Genomic DNA, 21548 nt, shown 5'->3' on the forward strand with positions numbered 1-21548 from the left:
TTAATGCGACTAGAAATTCGCGTTTAAAGAAAAACCAAAACTTCTTGATGCAGCACTTGAACCTACATCTACACCTTGAGACCACCATTTGTTTCCAAGTGGAGCTTCCGGATCAAGATCTTTTAAGTTACGCCACAGATAGAACAAGTTACGTCCTACAAGGGACACTCTCAAATTGTTAAGTTTCAACTTTTTTGTCACCGACTCTGGTATTTTATAACCCAATACCATTTCTCTCATTTTGATATAGCTGTTGTCAAAAAGTTCTCCTTCAGCCAGGGATCCTTGTCCCCAGTTATAGGTAGTAAGGTAATAATCAGCAGCAGAGAGAACTGTGGTATTTGGCTGCCCGGTTGTCTGGTTTACACCTTGTAGCAAAACACCATCGTTATAAGTTTTTCCATTGCTGGTATAGGTCAATCCTCCATTGGCAGCATCCCTATATTGCATAGAATTTTCTAACATACCAGCACCACGCATATATTTAAGGTTAGGTGCAATCATTTTCCCACCGAAACGTCCGTCGATTGTGAAGTTAAGTGAAAAATTATCATAGCTGAAGGTATTAGAAAAACCAGCAGTCAATTTTGGCATAATATTTCCTGCCTTCGTATATTTAGTATCCATTACATAGAAACCATCATCATTGATGATATAATTACCCTTATCATCGGTAAGTCTTGGTAAAATGTAAATATTACCTAAATCTTCTCCTGCTTTTGCAACGATTTTTGCGATATCCTGATCAGAACGATAAAATACAAGCTCAGACAAGCCTTCCATTAATGAAATTACCCTTGATTTGTTTGTAGCAAAGTTAATTCTGGTCTCCCAGCTAAAATTACCGGATATAGGTTTTCCATTCAGCGCCAATTCAAGTCCTCGACTTCCTACTTCACCAACATTTACGATCTGGCTACCAGCTCCTACTGTGGTCGAAACCTGTAATGGAACGATCTGATTTTTAACCCTGTTATCATAGTAACTTAAATCCATGCCCAAACGGCCACTTAAGAAACGCGTCTCTAAACCAAACTCAGCCTCATGCTTCATCTCCGGTTTTAATAAATCATTTCCATATGCCTTTGCCGTTTTCAATGAAGTAACGGATCCATTAATGGTTTGCAAAGAAGTTTGCGTATAGGCAACATTTGCTTCATATATAGGAGGCGGATTACCCACCACACCATAAGACGCCCTTAATTTACCATAGTTCCAGAAGTCAGGCAATTTCCAAACATCACTAAAAACAAAACCACCATTTACTGAATAATATGAATAGTTATTGTTTGCCGGAGGAAGTGTAGAAGCATATTCCTGACGAAAAGTTCCTTCCAGGAACAGATAATCTCTAAAGGATAAATTCAGAATACCCAAGTAAGCATACTTTAACTGCGATTTCCTGTCATCTTTTGTTTCCGGAACACCGAATGAGTTGCTGATCGAAAACCAATTCTCTGACACTAATCCATCTCTGGTATTTGATTTCTGATCTTTATAACTTTCGTCACGCGCCTGATAACCTCCGCTAACAGACAAATTCAGATCTTCAGCAATTTTATTGCTATAGGTCAACAATGCATCTCCATATAAAATGGCATACTGTCCCTGTGTAGTTGTATATGACCCCGTACTGCTAGTACCATTTAGAGCAGAAGGAATCTCCGTATACTGACGGTTTTCAGTTCTAACACCTGTATAATCGTTACCGATACGACCTCTGAATTTCAGGTTTTTAGCTACATCCCAATTTAAGGTTGCACTTGACAATAACCTGTTTTCATTTTCATCATACTTATTCTTTAATTGCTGCCAGTAGAAATCCAGCAGATTTGTAGCCCTGATATTGTAAATAAAAGGCTCAGGACGATTTACCTGATCGAAAGTCGCATATTTGTAACCATTACTGGTTTGGAACTTTTGTTTCATCAGATTCATGTCTTCCGCGCGACTGAAAAAACCGGCGAAGGATCCCAACACCTGCCCTAGTTGATAAGGTCTGTTATGGGTAATGGTATTAACATAGTTCACAATAACATCAGCAGACACCTTTGGTGAAAGCTTAACCGTAGAATTCAGATTAAATGAGTTTTTTGAACCCGTGTTTCCTGGTTGTGTCCCCCTGAAATCCAAACGTGAAGCAGAGAAACGATAGTTAACTCCTTCAGTTTGATTCGATATAGCCACATTGGCATTAGAGGTATAGCCTGTTTCATACACATCCCTATAATTGTCTGGCTGTGCAGAGAATGAACGAATTGAACCGTCCCACCATTTTACTTGCTGACCTTCCATTTTTGGTCCAAAACTGGCATAAGCTCTGAAGTAAGGTCTTAAACCAGTTGGCGAACTTGCATCTGCTATCCAGCCATCTTCACGTCCGGCATTGGCTAAGTTGGTTGCCCTATCATAACCTGGGCCGTAAACATTTTGGAAATTAGGAAGAAAGGCCACCTTATCCACGGATCCCTGATAATTAAAGTCGACGCCAAGGCCTCTGCTTTTTGAGCCTTTTTTTGTAGTAATAACCACTACACCACTTCCTGCATCCGAACCGTATAATGCCGATGCACTGGCACCTTTTAACACAGTTAAACTTTCTATATCGGCAGGATTAATATCCAGGATACCATTTCCACGGATACGCTGATCATCCCAATAATTGTTATTATTGGCACCACCTGCACCATTCTGAGCATCGTTACGGATCATTACCCCATCTACTACATAAAGTGGCTGCTGGTTATAACTTATGGAATTGATGCCTCGGATTTGCACATTTACCGCACTACCAGACCCACCCGGGGCCGTAGTGATTTTTACACCAGCGGCTTTACCATACAATGCTGATGCGAAGTTGGTGTTACCAGCCTCTGTCAATTGCTGGGATGTAACCGTACTCACTGCATAGCCTAATGATTTTTCCTGCCGTTTAATACCAAGGGCAGTAACGACAACCTCACTCAGGTTAGTATCATACTCCTGAAGTACCATGTCGATAGTTGCGGCAGCACCTACCAGAGCTTCCTGTGATTTATAGCCTATATAAGAAAAAACGAGCACAGCCCCTTCTGCAGCAGATATGACATATCTACCGTTAGCATCTGTACTTGCACCATTTTTAGTGCCTTTTATCTGGACGTTGACTGCAGGGATAGGTGTTCCCGTAGCATCCTTTACGGTTCCCGAAATGTTTTTTTGCGCATAAGCAGTTATTGTTAATAGGCTTAACAATAAAACACTTAAACACCGGGAGTAGATCTTTTTCATGTTGATAAAGTTTTGGGTTAGTATTTAGGTTAGTTAATAATTAATAATATTTTTATTGATCGATTTATTAATCGAATTTACTGTTCTCTATAACCAGACTTGCAGCAGCAAGCAGTTCCGCATCTGCGGCTAATTCTGAAACGACAATAGTGGTTTGACCTGCAATCCTCGGGATGCAGAATTCGTTCACCGCTTGTTGTACTGATGGTAATAATATTTTGCCAGCTATGGCACCGCGACCGCTCAATACAATACGTTCAGGATTCATAATATGGATTAGTGTAGCCAATCCTTTTCCAATAAGAAAAGCAGCATCTGAAAGAATAGATACTGCAAGTGGATCATGATTGCTTGCAGCTTCAAGGAAAATTTCACCTACATTTCGGCCGCTTTCTTTAAACAACTGAGTCATACTTGTTGCAGCCCCGTTCTTTATTTCCTCTTTAGCTCTTTCTGTCATTACTAAGAGCGAAGTCTCAACTTCCAGACAGCCACGTTTACCACAAGAGCATAAATTATTAGTATTGGAAAGCGGTATATGGCTAAACTCACCGGCATAACCGCTGCTTCCTCTATATAGCTTTCCATTTACAATCATCCCCAACCCTGTTCCCCAACCTATGTTAGCTACCATCACATCTTGTCTTCCTACAGCTGCACCAAAATTTAGTTCAGCCAGAGCAATTAAGCTGGAGTCATTGTCCATAAATATTGGAAGTCCCAATTTATCCAACATGTATTTCGCGAGAGGCTTACCATCTTTCGTTCTTAAATGAGAATTATTTATCCCCTCTTCCACATCAATAAAACCAGGGATACCAATACCTACTCCTAATATTTTTTCAATATCAATACCGGAAGCTTTTATATTTTCATCAATAAAGGCTATTAATCTATCTACTGCCTTAGCATCACCCGGAATGATCAATTCAAGAGTTTTAGTAGGAAAGACAATTGTACGAGATAGATCATATATCGCCATCCTTGTAGTGAACTGATCCATTGCAATAGAAACAATATACTTCTGCATTTCTGGGTTAAGAAGAAATAAAGAAGCCCTCCTACCACCGGTAGATTGCGCGAGTCCCTGATCTTTAATATAGCCATCTGCCATCAACTCATTTACAACCTTAGTCACCAGAGGTAAACTTTTATTAGTCAGTTTACTTAATTGAGCAAGTGAAAGTGAATCCTTATAGTAAAGATGCTTTATGATATCAGATCTTAATGATTGCGCCTTTTCTATCATTGTATATTAGGTTAGTATGCTTAAACAAACTTAATAATTTAAAACAATACTTCCCAAATCTTTTTAAATAATTTATTAAGTTGTTCAATGTTTATAAAATAATGTACAACTTTGGACAAAAAAAAGCCCCTTAACCATAGCTTAAGAGGTACAGATAAAAAAGGAAAAATACCATTTAAATACACGACAACTGCGTTTAACAGCTTTTTAAAGTCCGTAAAAAATAGCCACTAGCGATAAAAAGATGTCCATACTTTAATTACCTTCTTCCCAGGCAGCCTTTGCAAGCTCAGCGATGATCTTTTCATTTTCTTTTTCGCTCTCTTTAGACATGGATACAAAAACGGAAATGATCATTTTCTTTCCATTTCTTAGCGTAACAATCCCCACATCATTTGAAGCCGCAGTAACGCCCTCCTTATTCATTCCAGAAAAGCCTGTCTTGTGTGCTACAACTGTTCCTGGAGGCAGGAGTCCTTTAATTTTATTAGGTCCTGTGGTAGTTTCCTCCATTACCTTCATCAAAAAATCACCAGTATGCTTTTTTAACACTTTCCCGTTGCAAAACTTTTCCAGCAAGGCATTAGCCGATTTTGGGGTAGTCCAGTTACGAAACTGCACTTTATCGTCGTTATGCATTTCTTCTTCAGTAGCAGTTATTTCACAGTCTTTGATTCCTAAACCAGCTATATACTGATGGACCTTATTTGGTCCGCCCAATAGTCGGAATAAGATGTCACAACCATTATTATCACTCGCTGAAACTGTAAATTTGATAATTTCAGTCAATGCTACACTTACATTTCCACCAGGATATTTATCCCTTAACGGGCTCCATGTATTTGGTAACAAGTCGCTCTTTTTTACAAAAATCTTTTCATTCAGTTTGAACTTACCTTTATCCACTTGATCCAGTACGGCCAAAGCGAGATGAAACTTATACACACTCTGCATGGGATAATGCTTATCACCATTTACAGAAACAGATCTTTTATTTTCGAGGTATAATACGGAAACACCAACATCAGCTTTTTTGCCATTAATGATAGACTCCATTCTTTGTTGAAGTTTATTGGCCTGTCCATAAACTGTGAATGAAAAAACTGACATAAAAACTGTTAAGAAAATCGTGCAAATCTGTTTCATAGTTAAAAGTTAATCGGTACTGCCTAAGATAAAACAAAAAATTAATTACTACTTCATGATCATTAAACTGCCCGAAATTACTTGCTTATGATCCAGATTAATGACGTAGTAAAAAACTCCGGGATCGCAAAGTTTACCTTTGTAATCTCCCTCCCAGGACTTACTATATCCCACAGATTTAAACACCTCACCTCCATAGCGGTTAAAAATCCGAACCTTACAATTGGGAAAAGCTGAAATACCTCTAATTTGCCACTGATCATTTATCCCATCTCCATTGGGACTGAACGCTGTTGGAGGTAATATTTTAGTTGGTGTGATTACTTTCACAACGATGCCATTAGATCCTGCTACAGCGTTATATGTGCACACTAAATCTGCAATCATAGTGCAACTTACCTCATCACCATCTACAAGCGTTGTTGTTGTAAAACCAGGTGTACTTATCCCAACCGACCTTCCATTTACCTGCCAGTCAAATACAGGATTTACTCCTCCATTAACAACACTAGTCTGGAATGTAACTGCTGCACCCTTATAAATTTCAGTCTGGTTATGAGTTATAACCAAGGTGGGCGTTAAGTTTGGCTTTACCTTGACGCTAATCTTATTGCTACTAACTACAGATAACAATTGACAGTATGGGGCGTCGCTGGTAATTACGCAGGAAACTTCATCAAGATCGTTGAGCAGATTTGTTTCATAAACAGCACCATGTGGGGCATCCGACACATCATTTCCATTAACCTTCCACAGGTATACCGGATTGGTTCCTGCATTGGTTACCTGAGCACTAAAAGTAATATGTGCCCCCTGACAAATTTCATCTTTATCAGTTGAAATAACAACTGAAGGACTCGCAGATTGATCAGGGGCCTGCAAAGTAATTGGATTGCTATTAACGATTGCATTTTGCACACAGACCTCATTACTCCTAAGCTCACAAGTCACAACATCGGCCACTTTTAGGCCCGCATCAGAAAAGGTAGCGTTTATTGCTCCGCTTACATCAATTCCATTAATTTTCCATTTGAAAACAGGATTTGTACCACCATTTACCGTATTCGCAGTAAATACAGGCTGAAAAGAACTACAAACCGTATTTGCACTGCTTGTAATGGTTATGCCCGCAACTTTATTGTCTGCAACTACAATTTGGTTCGAAACGACTTCACAGCCTGTAGTTGTCTTAATTTTAGCCGTATAGATTCCGGGCAAAGTTGTGGTTAAGGTTCCAGTATAGATATTAGCAAATTTAATTACCCGATTACTCGAAAAATCAGTAACGTATAGGTTATTATGAGCATCCATCCATACTCCAACTGGTGTAACCTGATTGGCGTTTGTCCCCTGACCATTGCCTCCTGCAATGATGATGCCCGTTGATGAGCCTGGGGTCCATTTTTGCACACTATAGCCTGTATAATCAGTAACATAAATATTCCCGCTACCATCTACAAATACCCCAAGTGGATTACCTAAATAGATGCTACCATTACTCCTAGCTACAGTGACTCCACTAGTAGCTCCAGGCGCCCATTTTTGTACCCTACCATTGTCGGTATCACATATGTAAAGGTTTCCGGCAGCATCGACGAAGATTCCTGTGGGCGTTGACAACTGATTTGCAGCACTTCCATAGCCATTTCCTCCGGCCACAACAATTCCAGTACCGCCAGCTGCTGGGAACTTAAGTACACTTGCTCCATTTTGTTGAGAAACAAATAAATTACCCTGCGCATCAATAAATACTCCTGTTGGCGTGTTTAATGATGTAGCTACGGTAACTCCTGCCGTTGCGCCGGGAGCCCACTTCTGCACTCTATTGTTATTTTGATCCGCTACATAAACATTGCCTGCGGCATCAACGGCAACAGATGTTGGCCGGTTAAATTGATTGGCATTAGAGCCAGATCCATTACCGCCAGCAACAGTAACCCCAAAAGTTGCACCGGGAGCCCATTTCTGAACGCGATTATTTCCCATATCAGGAATATAAAGATTGCCTTGCGCGTCAACAAATAATCGATTGGGGCTGTTCAGTTGATTTCCTCCTGTGCCTCCTCCATTTCCCCCAGCCACAACAACTCCGTTGTTTTGCTGAACCGTGCCTTGGGTAAGAATCGTTGTACCGTTCAACTCCCAAGATATGGATGCAACCGGCTCACTGCTTGTAACAGTTAGTACACTTCCAACACAATTATCCCCAGACAATGTTGCAGTACAATCCCTATTTTTTTTCCTGGAACTTCCATTAGGGTTAACATCTGCATTAGGCAGAGAAATAGCATACACAAGGGCATTTGAAACGCAAATGACCAATAGCATGAGGAGCACTTTAGATTTCACGCGAGTCGTTTATTTTGACGTCGAAATTAAAGCTTTAATTTTGCAATATGAAATTCATCAGAATTGCAAAAACAAAAGGCGAAAACCATATGATTTTCGCCTTTTGTGCCCCAAGAGGAAAAATAGGAATATATTAATTGTTCTCCTCAACAAAAGGAGTAATTTGTTCCAATATTTCGAAAGCAGTTTCGGCCATTTTGTTCCCTTTGGTGTCAAGCAAAGGATTAACTTCTACCACTTCCAAGCATATAACCTTTCGGGAGGCAATGATCCTTTTAATGATATCAATGATTTCGTACTGATCAAATCCTTTGGCAACAGGTGTACCGGTTCCATAAGAAATCAAATCGCAATCCATGCTATCAACATCGAAAGAAATATAAATCATGTCACAATCTGACAATTTATTTAGCGACTCCTCTACACATGTTTCTAAACCACGAAAACGTACTTCTTCTACCTTATAATTTTTAATTCCTAAATTTTGTATTTGAATATCTTCAGATTCTTCGGTGTCACGAACACCGAAATATATCAAATGTTCGGGTTTCAATTTAGGCAGATTGGTTCCTATAGTCTTCAAATTATCCCAGTAAAGCAGGGTTTCTCCCTCAACCTTATTTACTTGACAGTTCAAATTATCATTGGCTAGTGCGGCAGCCAAAGGCATTCCGTGTATGTTCCCCGAAGGAGAGGTATAAGGCGAATGCAAATCAGCATGAGCATCAATCCAAAACACACCCAGCGTTTTATCCGGATGTGCAGTTTTGATCCCACTCATTGTTCCTAAAGCCGATGAGTGATCTCCAGAAAATACCAAAGGGAATTCTTTCTCCAATAAAGTTTGTTCAACTACTTTAGCAACCCGGGTACATTGTTGTAGTACTTTCTCAATTCTTTTAGCAAAAGAATTGCGGTCCTTTTCGTAGATCGTTTCATTATGCGTTTCTACATCTACAAACGGGAAATTGTTAAAATATTCACTGCCCTTATTAATGGCGGCAACTTCAATAGCATCAATCCCCATATCCGACCCCCGCGTTCCTGCCCCAATATCAGACCTATTTTTTATGAGTTTGATCGATCTTTTCATAAATCCTATGCAAACTCTAACAACGATTTTTCAATGATGGCCAGACTTTCTCTTATTTGTTCTTCAGTAATTACCAAAGGAGGAGCTAAACGGATCTTGTTACCATGCGTAGGTTTTGCCAACAAACCATTCTCTTTAAATTTAACACAAATGTTCCATGCCAAATCAGAATCTTCATCACTATTTATCACTATAGCGTTTAGCAACCCCTTACCTCTTACCAGATTAATAAGACCTACTCTCTTGGCAATATCTTCCAGGCCTGCTCTGAATATCTCTCCTAATCGACCGGCATTTTCAGCTAGCTTCTCGTCAATTACAACTTGCAAAGCCTCCTGAGCCACTGCGCAGGCAAGTGGATTTCCACCATAAGTTGAACCATGTTCGCCCGGTTTAATGGTTAACATGATTTCATCACTGGCTAAAACCGCAGAAACAGGTAACACTCCACCTGAAATCGCTTTTCCCAATATTAAAACATCCGGTTTGCTACTTTTATCTTCAGAATTTACTTCGTATGAAGCTAACATGCTTCCTGTGCGCGCAATTCCTGTTTGGATTTCATCTACGATAAACAGCACATTATATGCTTTACACAAAGCTTTAATACGTGGTAAGTAATCACTATCTGGCACAACTACCCCAGCCTCACCCTGAATAGGCTCCACTATAAAACCTGCGATGTTGTTATCCTCCTTTAAAAGTGATTCGAAAGCCTCCACATCATTGTAAGGAACATGAACCATTCCTTCTACAAAAGGACCGAAATCCTTTCTTGCACTTTCATCATCAGATGCAGAGATTACAGAAATAGTTCTACCATGGAAATTTCCTTTGGCAAATACTATTTTTGCCTGATTCGTAGGAATACCTTTCACCTGATACGCCCATTTTCTACAAAGCTTCATTGCACTTTCAACCGCTTCAACGCCAGAATTCATAATTAAAGCTTTATCGAAACCGAATAAATTACAAATGAACTCTTCAAAATCGCCTAACTTATTATTGTAAAAAGCACGAGAAGTAAGCGTAAGTTTTTCGGCCTGCTGTTTTAATGCATTTATAATTCGAGGGTGACAATGACCTTGATTCACTGCTGAATAGGCAGAAAGAAAATCGTAATATCTTTTTCCTTCAACATCCCAAACAAAGACTCCCTCGCCTTTTTCTAATACTACAGGCAGCGGGTGGTAATTATGCGCACCGTATTTATTTTCTTTTTCTATTAACTCTTCGCTTTTACTTAATTTCGCTAGATTTTCCATTATTGAATAATTTAATCAATTGAAACGAAGGCATAGACATTTCTTATATACCTTCGATATAAAACAAATTTAACTTATTTATACCATAAAAAAGTTAAATTAACTTAAATTACCCGAAATTAGAAAAACACATTAATCTTAAGAGATAACCATGGACGCTATTGATGAATTTGACATACAGATTTTAAAACAACTTGAAAAAGATGGACGCATGGCCTATTCGGCCATTGCGACTGCGTTGGGCGTATCAAATACCATGATCCACCAAAGAATATCCAGATTAACGGAACAAGGTATTTTAACAGGAATTAAACCTGTTTTGGATGAAAAAAAAATAGGCTATGATTGGGGAGCTTTTACTGGCATAACGCTCGAAAAGGATCATGATTCAAACCGTATTATTGAAGAATTAAAGAAAATACCTGAGGTAACGGAGTGTTACTACATTACAGGCGTTTACACCTTATATATAAAAATCATTGCCAAAAATCATGAACACATGAGACGAATACTCTATGAAAAAATAGATAACATACCGGGTATTGCGAAAACGGATTCTATTATCGAGTTAGGCTGCGCATTCAAACGGAATATTATTTTATAATACTGTTTTGCATTTTATATAAAAAGCGAAAAACCATATGGTTTTCGCTTTTAGGTGCTTAAAGCGACTGTACAATTTTTAGTCACCCCTTATTGATATACTAAAAAACTGATTAATGAGGTTATGCTAAAAATTTCTCCTGCCTTTACCACATGATTGCCACAATAGTCAAGATACACTTTGTTATACATCTTGGCATTAGAAACCCATAAAGAGCCATTTGGCAAGTTTTTTCCTCTGTCGACATGGATAGCAATACCGTAGTGTTCGCCCCATATTTTGAGCTTTTTAGAAGTGCTGTTTTTATTTCTGGCCCCCAGGTCATTCACATGCCCTTCTTGCGAGACATCAACAATGCCCGCTACATCGTCACGGCTAGCCTTGCTGGTTACCAATACGCCGTTTTCCTGTCTTACCACAGGTATCATGGTCATATAGGCGGCAACAACATTCTGCTCTGTTAACCATTTAATTTCCTGCTTGATGGTAATTTCATTCTGCTCGCCAATTTCCCAGATTTTGATTATAGTAGCAATCTTTTCGGTCTCACTATTTAACTGATATAAATCCGAATATTGTTTGACAACCATTTTTTTGAAAGGCGTTAAAGGTACGTCTGCAGCTTCATCCAAACGTTTTCCATCCAGCATAAATTCAACGGAAGTCTTTTTTTCAAAACCATGCAGACTGCCACCTACAAAATCCTGTTTCAGTCGGATGGCCGTTTCCCATTCTCCGCCACGCACAATCTTTGTTACGCGTTTTCCATGTTCAACAGCAAAACTTTCCCAAAGCTGCCAGATGTCATAATAGCTGGGCTTACCGGCAATAAAGTCTTTCTGCACCCTCCTCATTGTCAACTCTATCCCATTTGCAGTATAAATAGACAGTTTGTCTTTCGTTTTAAGAATTTGATTGCCTAGTTTTTCACTCTTGCCAATGGAAAAACCAGAACAAACAGCACCAGCATATTGGACAGATACCAATAGCAACAACACTAAAAATATTTTTTTCATAAACTATAAAATTGGTTAAATTATCTTCCTAAGTGTAATTCCCGGTTCTATCGCTTCAAGTAATCCTAACCCACTATAACACAAGTAAACCCATTCGTTAAATTGCAAATCGTCCCTACCGATTAACCGATAAATAGATTCTGCTGACTGCTCCGATGCAATGGCACTTACAGCACGACTCATTTGTGCGAGTATCCTGCTATCTTTTTTAATATTTTCATAAACATAGACCAGGCTATGCAGATCTAAGGAGGCCCTGCCTCCATTAACATCAACCCACCACGACAAATTATTTTTAGCACGCTCAGGTACCAATGCGGCAAGCAAATAATTTGCATACTGATCTTTTAACACCTTCGATGTAGACAACTTATGAGCATAAATGTAGCTTTCTGCAGCCGCCCCGGTAAGTAGAGGACTTCTGGACTGGTACCATCCTCCGTCTTTAATGGTTGTCCGTATACCTGCTGTATCTTTGATGAAGCTATAATATGCCCATGACGCACCTAACGTACAGCTAATGGTGTATATATTTCTTTCTGCTCCGTACACACGAGCGGCCTTGGGAAGTGGAACTATTGGTCGTGCACTATAATCCTGTATGCACCAACCCACGCCTATACCTCCAGTGGAAACCCTGAAGCCTGCCCGGAAATCCATATACCTTTTCAAACTATGTAATAACTTAGCCTGCTCCTTTTTTTCCATATAAGCAGCTATCCTGGCAATACCCAAAGCTATTTCACCACCGTCCGCAACATAGCATTCTTCTCCTTTTGAAGTTATGCCATATCCCATTCTATATCCCCCATCTTCTCTTTGCTCTGCCATCATAACATTGGCCCATTTAATTGCAGTCTCCAGATAACGATTGTCACCAAACAATTCGTAAGCACCAAGCAAAGTCCTGGCTCCGCGGCTATCCACAAAGTAGACCCCGCTAAATTTGCCTGATCGTCCTGCTTTTACTAGAAAATCACTCAAGTCCCGGACAGCCGTTCTTACATCAACTTTCCACTCTATTTGATCGGTCATCTGCTTTCCGTTGTACAATTCATTTTGAATGGTATAATTTCGCCAGTTAAACCCATCAATGGGACTTTTAAACCACGGCGTATTGCCAGAAACCTGTACAGTATCCACCAATTCAAAGTTGGCCGATTTAACCACAGACCTAAACTTCAGCTTAGGGTTTGCGATCTGCGTTCCCCCGAATGCTGTATGTAGACTTATTTCTGCCTGCGCGTTGCTATTCATATGAAAACTCGGAGAAGCATCAAATAGATAAACTCCCGAATTGATATAACTAACTACCTGATGAATGAGGTTACGCAAAGGTGAAACATTCCGATCTGCAAGATTAAGTCCATTAAGGCCAAACGCGAACTTAACATTTCCTCGCCCACCCTTTCCTGAACTTATAAAAATAGCAGCAACCGTTTCTCTCGCCCCAAAATTGCCATTTAAATCACTATAGATAGGAATAAATCGCTCTTTAGTTTTTAAAACTGATCCTTTGCTATTGAATTTAATTAGCGGAGCTTCAAGGAGCCAGCTCTCTAAGCTTCTCTTAAAGTTTACCTGCGGTAAATTATTAGCTAAAATGTAGCCGGTATTGGGTGCTATCTTAGATAGATTAACCAACGGAGCATCAACAAACATCTGTGGCCATTTTTCTTCAGTCCCCTTAGCAATAAGATTTCCATATACTCTTTCTACAGCTTGTCTTCCAGGCATTGGAACATCCATCCTGGCAGGAATTCCCGGTCCCACAGCTCCTTTCATAAAACGCATATTCCGGACCTCAAAGTGCTTACTACCACTCCCCACCCCACTTCTAAGCATACCAAAATAAATAGCCTTCAGCAATTCAGGGCGTATATAACTAAGGCTTCCAGCTCCTTTCTTAGCCGCATAGGGATAAAATGAACCGAAGTGGACCCGAATTTCCTTCCATTGCGGACTAACCGAAACAACATGCTTCCATCTGGAGCCATCTTTCTCTCTGGCCTCCAGAATAATAGCATGGGTATGATTTGATCGAATTTCAAAAACAAAAGCTGAGGTAGCTGATGATAACCCGCTTACTGGAAAACCAGCGTCTGTGTATCCCCCTAATTTTTTAGCACTGAGAATATATGGATCCACCACTGTTCCCAGACCTTCAGTCATTAACCTGTCTGAAACCCCAAGACTCCATCTCCCCTTACCATTTAGTTCTCTTTCCACACTGGAGAATAAATCGGACGGCATCCATTTTTTCCCATCCTTGAATAGCAATCGATTGAACGGATTACCTTCCAATACGATAAGGTTACCACCATGCGACAGAAATTGGTTCAACACTTTACTACCTATTGCCGGATATGCTGCATACGGCAATACAAGAATGTTAACGTTTTTTGTATTCAACTTTTCCTCAAGCAGCAGGTCATCAGTTGAAAGTAAAGCTATTTTCCCTCCGGTTTCTTCAAACAATCGTTTCAAATCTGAAGCCTCAGTACCACCCCATTTACTTAAATCACCATCCTGCCAAAGACCTATTCTGATTGTTGCTTGCTGACCATAAAGATTACCCAAGCCCGACAACACGATCAGAAAAATAATAGAAATTATTTTTATTGATAAATTATACCTCATAACATATAAATTAAATACCCCATTTTGCATTCAACCTGCGCTTTTTCATTCCATTAGCTTCCGGATCATTGACAAAGTGTTCTTTTTGGGGATCCCAGGTTAGCGACCGCTTCAGCTCATAGGCGATAAGTGCCAGGTTACATACGCTGGCAGAGCGATGTCCTGTTTCAACATTACATACCGGGTCTTTGCGGGAATGGATTGCGGTGATCCAATTGTCATAATGGTCTCTACTTTCTAAAACTAACTGATCATTACGCGGAATAACCTGGGTTTTGAGGGCTGCCGGATTGGTTTCCAAAAATTTTCGGGCCAAATCAATCTCTCCCTTTGTTCCGGTAAAGCGAATGGCATGTTTCCGCCCAAAATCTTCATGGCTTACCTGCACCCCATTGGCATACACCATCGTCAGGTATTTTAAATCCTTCCCATCTGGCCAAAGTATCTTTACCGGACCACTTTCATCCATCCCCATAGCCCATTGTACAATATCAAACATGTGAGCACCCCAATCGCTCAGGTCGCCACCCCCCAACCCTTTGTAAGCCCTCCATTGGGCCCACATCTTTGATCCCAGTGGAGGGGCAAGATCTTGATGATATGGCACATAGGCATTAGGCCCAAGCCACATGTTCCAGTCTACACCCGAAGGAATGGGCTGTTCGATAAGGTCGTAGGGCTTTGGAGGCCCACCTACACTAACTTTAACAGTCTTTAGCTCACCAATATAGCCGTTACGGATCAGCTTTACAGCCTGGGTAAATTCGGGCCAGGAGCGCTGCATGCTCCCGGTTTGTAATATCCGTTTATGTTTCCTGGTTGCGTTAGCCATTTTTCGTCCTTCATCAATACTCAACGAAAGGGGCTTTTCACAATACACATCTTTACCTGCTTCAACAGCCTTTACTACGTGAACGGCATGCCAATGATCAGGAGAACCTATCACAACTGCATCCACAGCTTTTAACGATAGTATTTCCATGAAATCCTGATAAGGTTTACATGAAGCATAGTCATTTCCTTTCCTATTTGAATAAAGCTGATCGGATTGCTTGCAAAATCCAAGTAACTTATCTTGATAGGGATCACTAGCGGCAATAATCTGAACAGCATTATTTCTATTAAATACAGTCATAAGCCCCGATGATTGCCTACCGGCACCTATAAATCCCAGATTAATTTTATCAGAGGGGGCAATATATCCCCTGCCACCAAGTACGCTTCGTGGTACAATAAAAAATGCACCCAGAGTAGCCATTGATCCTATAAACCGTCTTCTGCCAGCGGCAATGTTCTTGTCGTCGTTTGTCTGTTTATTGTCCATTTCTATAGCCCGATTATTACTTATTTAGCTCATTTATACAAAATGCGATGCTTCTTTCCATTTCTTCAATCGTATCACCCGGATACTCCAATTCAATATTGGCTACAATGGGCCAATTATGATCACGTATCAGCCGCAATACCTCGCCAATAGGCGTATCACCTTTACCAAAGGGAGTTCTTGCACCCCTGTTCTGCTTCCTGTCTTTGATGTGCACACATGGGATTTTCTTGTGCATTTCTTTTATGTAAGCCACAGGATCCTGGTTAATAGCGGTAAAATGACCAATATCAAGGTTAATTTGTATATACCCGGAAAGATTGGCCATACCGCGTTTAAACGACTCAGAAGTAGAGAATTCATTTGGTTTATTGACCAGATCGTGATTGTGCATGGCTACGATAATTTGATACTTTTTAGCCAGGCGATCCAGCCTTGGCATGAGACTTACAGTTGCAGATGACGTGATGCATTTTGTACCTAAAAATGTTGCTGCCTGAAAGGCTTTTTCCAACTCATCGTCAGTTACATTATCTTTAAAATTGGCATTGTAAGCCTGTATGCTTAGCCCCCGGCTTTTAAACTTCTCTTTTATTTCTTTTAGATGTCCGGGATTGATATTCATCCGCCATGCGGTTAACGCTTTGGGGTCGCGTACAATAGGTACCGATGCCACATGACCCTCCCAAAGTTCACAACTTCTTATTCCCAATTTAACCATCGCATTGAGCAGTTCATCTAGGGAATAGTCTTTAAAACTATAGGACTGAACGCCCAGTATCACACCCGGCCTGGAAGGACGATTTTGTTTAGCGCGTTTAATCGCGCAGCCAGAGCAAACAAGGCCGATCAGAAATATAATTACTAATAATCTCATTTTTTAATACGGTTTATGAACTGACTAATAGGAAAAATGTAAAAAGGCCAGTCTCTCTGATTTGCTTTCAATCCTGAGGTAAGGCTTATTTTTATAGGACACCTGTTTGAATGGAATACTGACTTCGCCCCCGCTCATATTATAAAGCATCACCCTGGTAACTTTTTTGCCATAAGTGTCTACCATCAGTTCCCACTTCTTACCTGAAACATTTTTAACGGTAATGAGCTTGCCTTTTTGCAGGTCAAAATGCTTGGCTACAATAGCGGATTTCCCTGTTTCGAGCCCCAGATCATCCCGAAATAAGGCATTCGCAAACTTCGACAGCCAGGCCTTCCGTAAGGAAATAACTTGTTTTAGATAGGCCATCATTTCCGGATCATTCCTGAATGAATTGTCTTCTTCCAGGTCATAAGCCCATAGGTAATTACCCAGCAGGAACGAATGATCTATCATTTCTTTCGACACACGGGAAATGTGTACCGGACGCATTACCTGGTTCTTTGATGGATACACCATATCAACAAGTGTCTGCCCTGGAAAGGTGTACCGGTATAATTCGGGAAATGCCCCGGTAAAGTAATGAGAAAATGTAGAGATCAACTGCCCGCTGGCATAATTGCCGTAATTATCACTTGCACCTTCAAAAATAATTGCCACCTGTTTATCCTTTTCACTCGCCTCCGGGACAGTTATATCCTGATGAACCCGCTCCAGAAGCTGCATTTGTCCGTCTATCCACCGATCATGCTCATGATGATGGGCCTTATTAAAGCAAAGTTCCGGAGTTCCCATGCCTAGCTGGTCAAGATAAATCCCATGAGCACCGGCTTTTTTCACCAGATATTGAATGGTGTTGAACATCTGATTCTGCCAGCCGGAATAATTAGGACACATGACAGCAAAACTGATATTTCCATTCCCATATTTTTCTACCCTGTTTTCTCCCTTTTCATTCTTAACAGCCCACAGGTCTATTTTATCCTTCAAGTCAGTATACTTCATATTAAACAACCTCGAATTAAGGTAAAACATGACATGTCCACCGGCATCATTCACTTCTTTTATATACTTAATAAATTCAGCCTCAGTACCAAGCTCGGGGTCTGGCGTATACATGGGGAAACCATTATCAAAACCATCCACATGCCATCCCGAAAGTAGCAAATGATTTAACCCCATTTCCTTTGCCTCTTTCAACAATCTGGGAAGGTCTTTAAACCGATGTACGACAGATCCATTCTGATACTTAAAATCATAATGTGCAACCAGGCCCGGGCTTTTACTAAACCAATCAGGTGTCAGATATGGCTTCAGATATTTTTGCAAAGACTGATGCTTCCAGTTCCTGTACTGATCAGCAGCCCAGTGCCAATCGCCCGGATGGAGTGCTACAGAATAATTGTGCGATTGCCAGCTTTGTCCCTTTTTCAAATCGGGATTTTTAATCATATAAAAGCCCATACCTGGCATATCTTTCCCTGGGGTTTCTGCCCTTATTGCGGCCATTCCTGGTTTATCCTCATAAGAAGCCATATACAAACCGCCATTTTGATCATAATAATCCAACCACATCATTGAAAGTCGAGGCGAATATTTAAACTCTCTGAAATATAAATCGTCCTTATCCTTTATAGCTGTGGATGCCCCTGCTTTGTAAGTATATTTATAATCCTGCCACCTCCAGCCAATAGAAGCACTACCCTTTTCATAGCTTTCTACGGGGTTTAAGATCTTTTCTCCCGAATGATAAGGGTACACCAACTCATCATCCTTCCAGGTATCACCTAAATACACACCAAAAAAACAAGGAAATCGAACATCATCAATGGTACAATTATCCTCTTGATTGGATAACGACATAGACCAGAAACTTTCCTTACTATTTTTAGGAATGCGCACTGTAACTTCAGCAAGAATGTTTAAAATTCCCTTTTCAGTAAATAGTTGCGGATAGCGGATTTGAATAACCGAAGTACCATCCACTTCCGTATCTAGTTTAACCCCCACAGCCAACTGCTTGTTATCCTTCACATTTTCTGTACCAGGGGCAGTAACCAGCTGAGCCTTTTCATTACCTTTACGAACCAGTAAACCGAAAGGCATACTCTTTTTTGCCGACCAGTTTTTCAATACGTTCTCTCCCGTTTTCTTATTGATTAGTCTTTGAAGTTCACCTGTGGTTTTATTAAATACAACCTCTATCCACTGGTTTGAAATACTGGCAGACTGATTGGCCTGTGCATAAATTATTCCCGGAAAAAGGCATAGCATGGCCAGCAGCAACATTAAATGTACTTTTCTCATAGCTTATATCTATAATATTTATTTATCCTGAGTTACTGTAGTTGCTAAAGGAGGTGTAACTGTACTCCCCATCACCCCCCGAAGTAAGAGAGAAAAGTTTTTAGTAATTGAAGCCGTTAAACTCACTGTTCCTCCAATATTTGCGCCCGTAGCAGCATTTTTAACCTGAAACACATAAAGACCAAATTCAACAGGCAGAAAATCTGTAGCACCTTTATAGTCAATCCCTGTTGCAAATTCGCCTGCAACAGGCTGCGTTTGGCCAAGGGCGGTAAAACTATAACTCACTTTTACACTCGGCGACCCTGATAAAAGATTCACAAAACGGACGGCTGCTTTCCCCGGGGGATAAATAAATTTATCTTCCAGCACCAGCGCAGTCATGTTTACTTTTGGACCCACAGCAAAAATGGAATATGCTTTACTTTTGTCCAGACTAAGGTCTTGGGAATACATAACCGTCCCTGCTGGAACGGACGTTTCTCCGGCAGGTGTAACAATACTTAACCTCCCTGGTCCATGTTTTATACTTGCATAACCGGCAACATATTGTAAACCTGTTTTATTATAGGCCAGTCCTTCACCAAGTCCGGTTAATGAAGAGGGCTGCGCTCCCGCTATCTTAACCTGGTTAAAGAAAAAATCCAACTGAGGTCCGTCCGGAGAAGCATGTACACTTAATATCCGGGCATTGTCCTTATCTACATAAGTATCCGCCGAATTTCTGTAATTAATACCGTCCTTCTTACAGGATAAAAAAAGAGAACCTGCAATTAATACTGCCCATAATGGCATTATATGTTTTAATATTCTTTCCATCTCCATATTATTTAAGGTTTTGTAAACCACATTTCAAAAGTTGCGTAATCAGTCTTTAAACCGCCTACTTTACCAAGTGCATCACGGTTCCACACATATTCCGAATTGAACCTGGGCCTCATGCGATAAGCAGGTAAACCATTGTTATCTGGAAACAGGTTTGTCGGAACCATAAATCCGTTCAATTTTGCGGCTTCGTAATGATTTCTACGTATATCGGTCCAGGTTTCGATAAATCCCCAGCCCCATTGTGCAATATATTTCTGAAGTAAAATCTGCTGAACTGTCAATGACGATGCATTAGGGACAATGTTAATATTGGATAAATAGGCGTTTTTTTCTGTAGCCGAAACTGTTGTAACCCCAGTTACCGGGGTATTTTTCGAATAAATTTCATTAACGTAATCAATATGTGCGGAAATTCCATTTACATATGCCTGTAGCGCAATATTGTTATATTGCTTTTTTAATGCTGCCTCTGCTTTAATAAATTGCAGCTGTGCATAAGTCATGATTGGAAAACCCGAATTGTCGTTAAAAATATACCAACTGCCCACTCCAGGTGCTGGAACAGCCACTGTCCTCCACAAGGTGAACGGACGCTGCGCTGTTACAAGTGTCCCATACCCGAAGGTCGGGCTCAAGCCTCTAAATTTTCCATCCGGTGCAGGAACCAGCATCTTGTTCATTCTCGGATCAACCACCCCTGAAGTTGCCCCTCCATTCATCAGATTTACCACATATTCAGATTGTCTGAAAGTTGCGACAGTATTGTTCCTGGGGCCAAAATAACTGGCATCGCTGGTCACGCTACCTGCAAACGGCACAATAGCATCATCAAGATTTGAAGACAATGCCTTATCTACATATTGAATAACAAGATCTGCATCAAAAAGGTCGGTCTTATTAGACAAATGCAAAGCATTGATGGCCAGCAAACCATAACCAAATTTAATCCACTTATCCTTATCCCCTTTATAAATCATATCCCCTTGTCCAAAATATGATTTAGAAGAGGCACCATCCGTACGTTCCAGATCGGCTATTCCTTCCTTACACAATCGCACTACTTCAGTATAAATATCCTGCTGACTATCATACTGAAATGTTTTCTTATTGGGATCAAAAGCCTCTTTCATAATGATCTCTCCATGCATATCTGTAAGCATCTGCCATCCCCATGCCCGCAAAACTTTGCCTGCTCCAACAATATCCCAGCGCTTTTCCTTTTCAGCGAGCGCAATCATATCAGATAAATTCTGCCCCATCCTCCAATACACTACTCTCCAAAGCTCGCCCCCAAAATCTGCACCCGATGCTGCATATTGGTTGTGTCCATGCCTATCCCACAAATCATTAGAAGCATTACCAACCCAATTTTGTACATATTTACCCAAAAACCGGCCATCATTTTGAAGCCCTAGTGCTATGTTTGCCTGAATGGGCGACAGATAAAGATTGGCTGCAACCTTTTGAGGATAATTAGGATTCGTATTGATGTCAAGGTATTTCTTACACCCAGCAGTAAACATTGCAGCTAAAGCCAGCAGCACTACTATAATATTATTTTTCATGTTCGTACGCATTAG

14 protein-coding genes are annotated in these 21548 nt (G+C 40.4%); 1 reads left to right on the forward strand and 13 read right to left on the reverse strand.

Annotated elements, in window-relative coordinates:
* Positions 1-9: 9 nt before the first annotated feature.
* The 6 genes from B9A18_RS20010 to rocD form a co-directional block, all read right to left on the reverse strand.
* Positions 10-3270, reverse strand: a complete 3261-nt coding sequence (locus B9A18_RS20010) for a SusC/RagA family TonB-linked outer membrane protein (RefSeq protein ID WP_084291326.1) — start codon at positions 3268-3270, stop codon at positions 10-12.
* Between the two features lie 67 nt (positions 3271-3337).
* Positions 3338-4519 carry an ROK family protein gene (locus B9A18_RS20015; protein ID WP_084291327.1) on the reverse strand — a complete coding sequence of 394 codons (1182 nt, stop codon included), beginning with the start codon at positions 4517-4519 and terminating at the stop codon, positions 3338-3340.
* A 255-nt stretch (positions 4520-4774) separates the two neighbouring features.
* Entirely contained in the window at positions 4775-5665 is an 891-nt protein-coding gene (gene bla, locus B9A18_RS20020; RefSeq protein ID WP_084291328.1) for a class A beta-lactamase, subclass A2, read from the reverse strand.
* Between the two features lie 48 nt (positions 5666-5713).
* On the reverse strand, positions 5714-8014 hold the full coding sequence (locus B9A18_RS20025; protein ID WP_084291329.1) for a T9SS type B sorting domain-containing protein: 2301 nt from the start codon (positions 8012-8014) through the stop codon (positions 5714-5716).
* A gap of 133 nt (positions 8015-8147) precedes the next feature.
* Complete coding sequence (locus B9A18_RS20030; RefSeq protein ID WP_084291330.1) at positions 8148-9107, reverse strand: arginase; 960 nt, start codon at positions 9105-9107, stop codon at positions 8148-8150.
* Between the two features lie 5 nt (positions 9108-9112).
* The gene (gene rocD / locus B9A18_RS20035) at positions 9113-10372 is read right to left on the reverse strand and encodes an ornithine--oxo-acid transaminase (protein WP_084291331.1); all 1260 of its coding nucleotides are present in this window, start codon (positions 10370-10372) and stop codon (positions 9113-9115) included.
* Positions 10373-10523: 151 nt separating this feature from the next.
* Here rocD and B9A18_RS20040 point away from each other — a divergent pair, with 151 nt between their 5' ends.
* On the forward strand, positions 10524-10976 hold the full coding sequence (locus tag B9A18_RS20040; protein ID WP_084291332.1) for an Lrp/AsnC family transcriptional regulator: 453 nt from the start codon (positions 10524-10526) through the stop codon (positions 10974-10976).
* Between the two features lie 89 nt (positions 10977-11065).
* Here B9A18_RS20040 and B9A18_RS20045 read toward each other — a convergent pair whose 3' ends face one another.
* From B9A18_RS20045 to B9A18_RS20075, 7 genes are read right to left on the reverse strand one after another with little or no spacing between them, the layout of a single operon-like run.
* The gene (locus B9A18_RS20045) at positions 11066-11992 is read right to left on the reverse strand and encodes a hypothetical protein (RefSeq protein WP_084291333.1); all 927 of its coding nucleotides are present in this window, start codon (positions 11990-11992) and stop codon (positions 11066-11068) included.
* 15 nt (positions 11993-12007) lie between these two features.
* The gene (locus B9A18_RS20050) at positions 12008-14632 is read right to left on the reverse strand and encodes a glycoside hydrolase family protein (RefSeq protein ID WP_084291334.1); all 2625 of its coding nucleotides are present in this window, start codon (positions 14630-14632) and stop codon (positions 12008-12010) included.
* Between the two features lie 10 nt (positions 14633-14642).
* Positions 14643-15956, reverse strand: coding sequence for a Gfo/Idh/MocA family protein (locus tag B9A18_RS20055; protein ID WP_084291335.1), 1314 nt, complete (start codon positions 15954-15956; stop codon positions 14643-14645).
* A gap of 16 nt (positions 15957-15972) precedes the next feature.
* The gene (locus B9A18_RS20060; protein ID WP_084291336.1) at positions 15973-16833 is read right to left on the reverse strand and encodes a sugar phosphate isomerase/epimerase family protein; all 861 of its coding nucleotides are present in this window, start codon (positions 16831-16833) and stop codon (positions 15973-15975) included.
* A gap of 24 nt (positions 16834-16857) precedes the next feature.
* The gene (locus tag B9A18_RS20065; RefSeq protein WP_144009556.1) at positions 16858-19140 is read right to left on the reverse strand and encodes a DUF6259 domain-containing protein; all 2283 of its coding nucleotides are present in this window, start codon (positions 19138-19140) and stop codon (positions 16858-16860) included.
* 18 nt (positions 19141-19158) lie between these two features.
* Positions 19159-19959 (reverse strand): DUF4397 domain-containing protein, encoded by an 801-nt coding sequence (locus B9A18_RS20070; protein WP_159452708.1) that lies wholly within the window; start codon positions 19957-19959, stop codon positions 19159-19161.
* A gap of 11 nt (positions 19960-19970) precedes the next feature.
* Positions 19971-21533: a SusD/RagB family nutrient-binding outer membrane lipoprotein gene (locus B9A18_RS20075; RefSeq protein WP_084291380.1), complete on the reverse strand. Its 1563-nt coding sequence runs from the start codon at positions 21531-21533 to the stop codon at positions 19971-19973.
* Between the last annotated feature and the right edge of the window lie 15 nt (positions 21534-21548).

Source organism: Pedobacter nyackensis, from assembly GCF_900176505.1.
GTDB classification, from domain to species: Bacteria; Bacteroidota; Bacteroidia; order Sphingobacteriales; family Sphingobacteriaceae; genus Pedobacter; species Pedobacter nyackensis.

Coding starts and splice junctions, on each gene's coding strand:
- B9A18_RS20010 (WP_084291326.1), bottom strand. CDS start 3,270: ATGAAAAAGATCTACTCCCGGTGTTTAAGTGTTTTATTGTTAAGCCTA.
- B9A18_RS20015 (WP_084291327.1), bottom strand. CDS start 4,519: ATGATAGAAAAGGCGCAATCATTAAGATCTGATATCATAAAGCATCTT.
- bla (WP_084291328.1), bottom strand. CDS start 5,665: ATGAAACAGATTTGCACGATTTTCTTAACAGTTTTTATGTCAGTTTTT.
- B9A18_RS20030 (WP_084291330.1), bottom strand. CDS start 9,107: ATGAAAAGATCGATCAAACTCATAAAAAATAGGTCTGATATTGGGGCA.
- rocD (WP_084291331.1), bottom strand. CDS start 10,372: ATGGAAAATCTAGCGAAATTAAGTAAAAGCGAAGAGTTAATAGAAAAA.
- B9A18_RS20040 (WP_084291332.1), top strand. CDS start 10,524: ATGGACGCTATTGATGAATTTGACATACAGATTTTAAAACAACTTGAA.
- B9A18_RS20045 (WP_084291333.1), bottom strand. CDS start 11,992: ATGAAAAAAATATTTTTAGTGTTGTTGCTATTGGTATCTGTCCAATAT.
- B9A18_RS20050 (WP_084291334.1), bottom strand. CDS start 14,632: ATGAGGTATAATTTATCAATAAAAATAATTTCTATTATTTTTCTGATC.
- B9A18_RS20055 (WP_084291335.1), bottom strand. CDS start 15,956: ATGGACAATAAACAGACAAACGACGACAAGAACATTGCCGCTGGCAGA.
- B9A18_RS20060 (WP_084291336.1), bottom strand. CDS start 16,833: ATGAGATTATTAGTAATTATATTTCTGATCGGCCTTGTTTGCTCTGGC.
- B9A18_RS20065 (WP_144009556.1), bottom strand. CDS start 19,140: ATGAGAAAAGTACATTTAATGTTGCTGCTGGCCATGCTATGCCTTTTT.
- B9A18_RS20070 (WP_159452708.1), bottom strand. CDS start 19,959: ATGGAAAGAATATTAAAACATATAATGCCATTATGGGCAGTATTAATT.
- B9A18_RS20075 (WP_084291380.1), bottom strand. CDS start 21,533: ATGAAAAATAATATTATAGTAGTGCTGCTGGCTTTAGCTGCAATGTTT.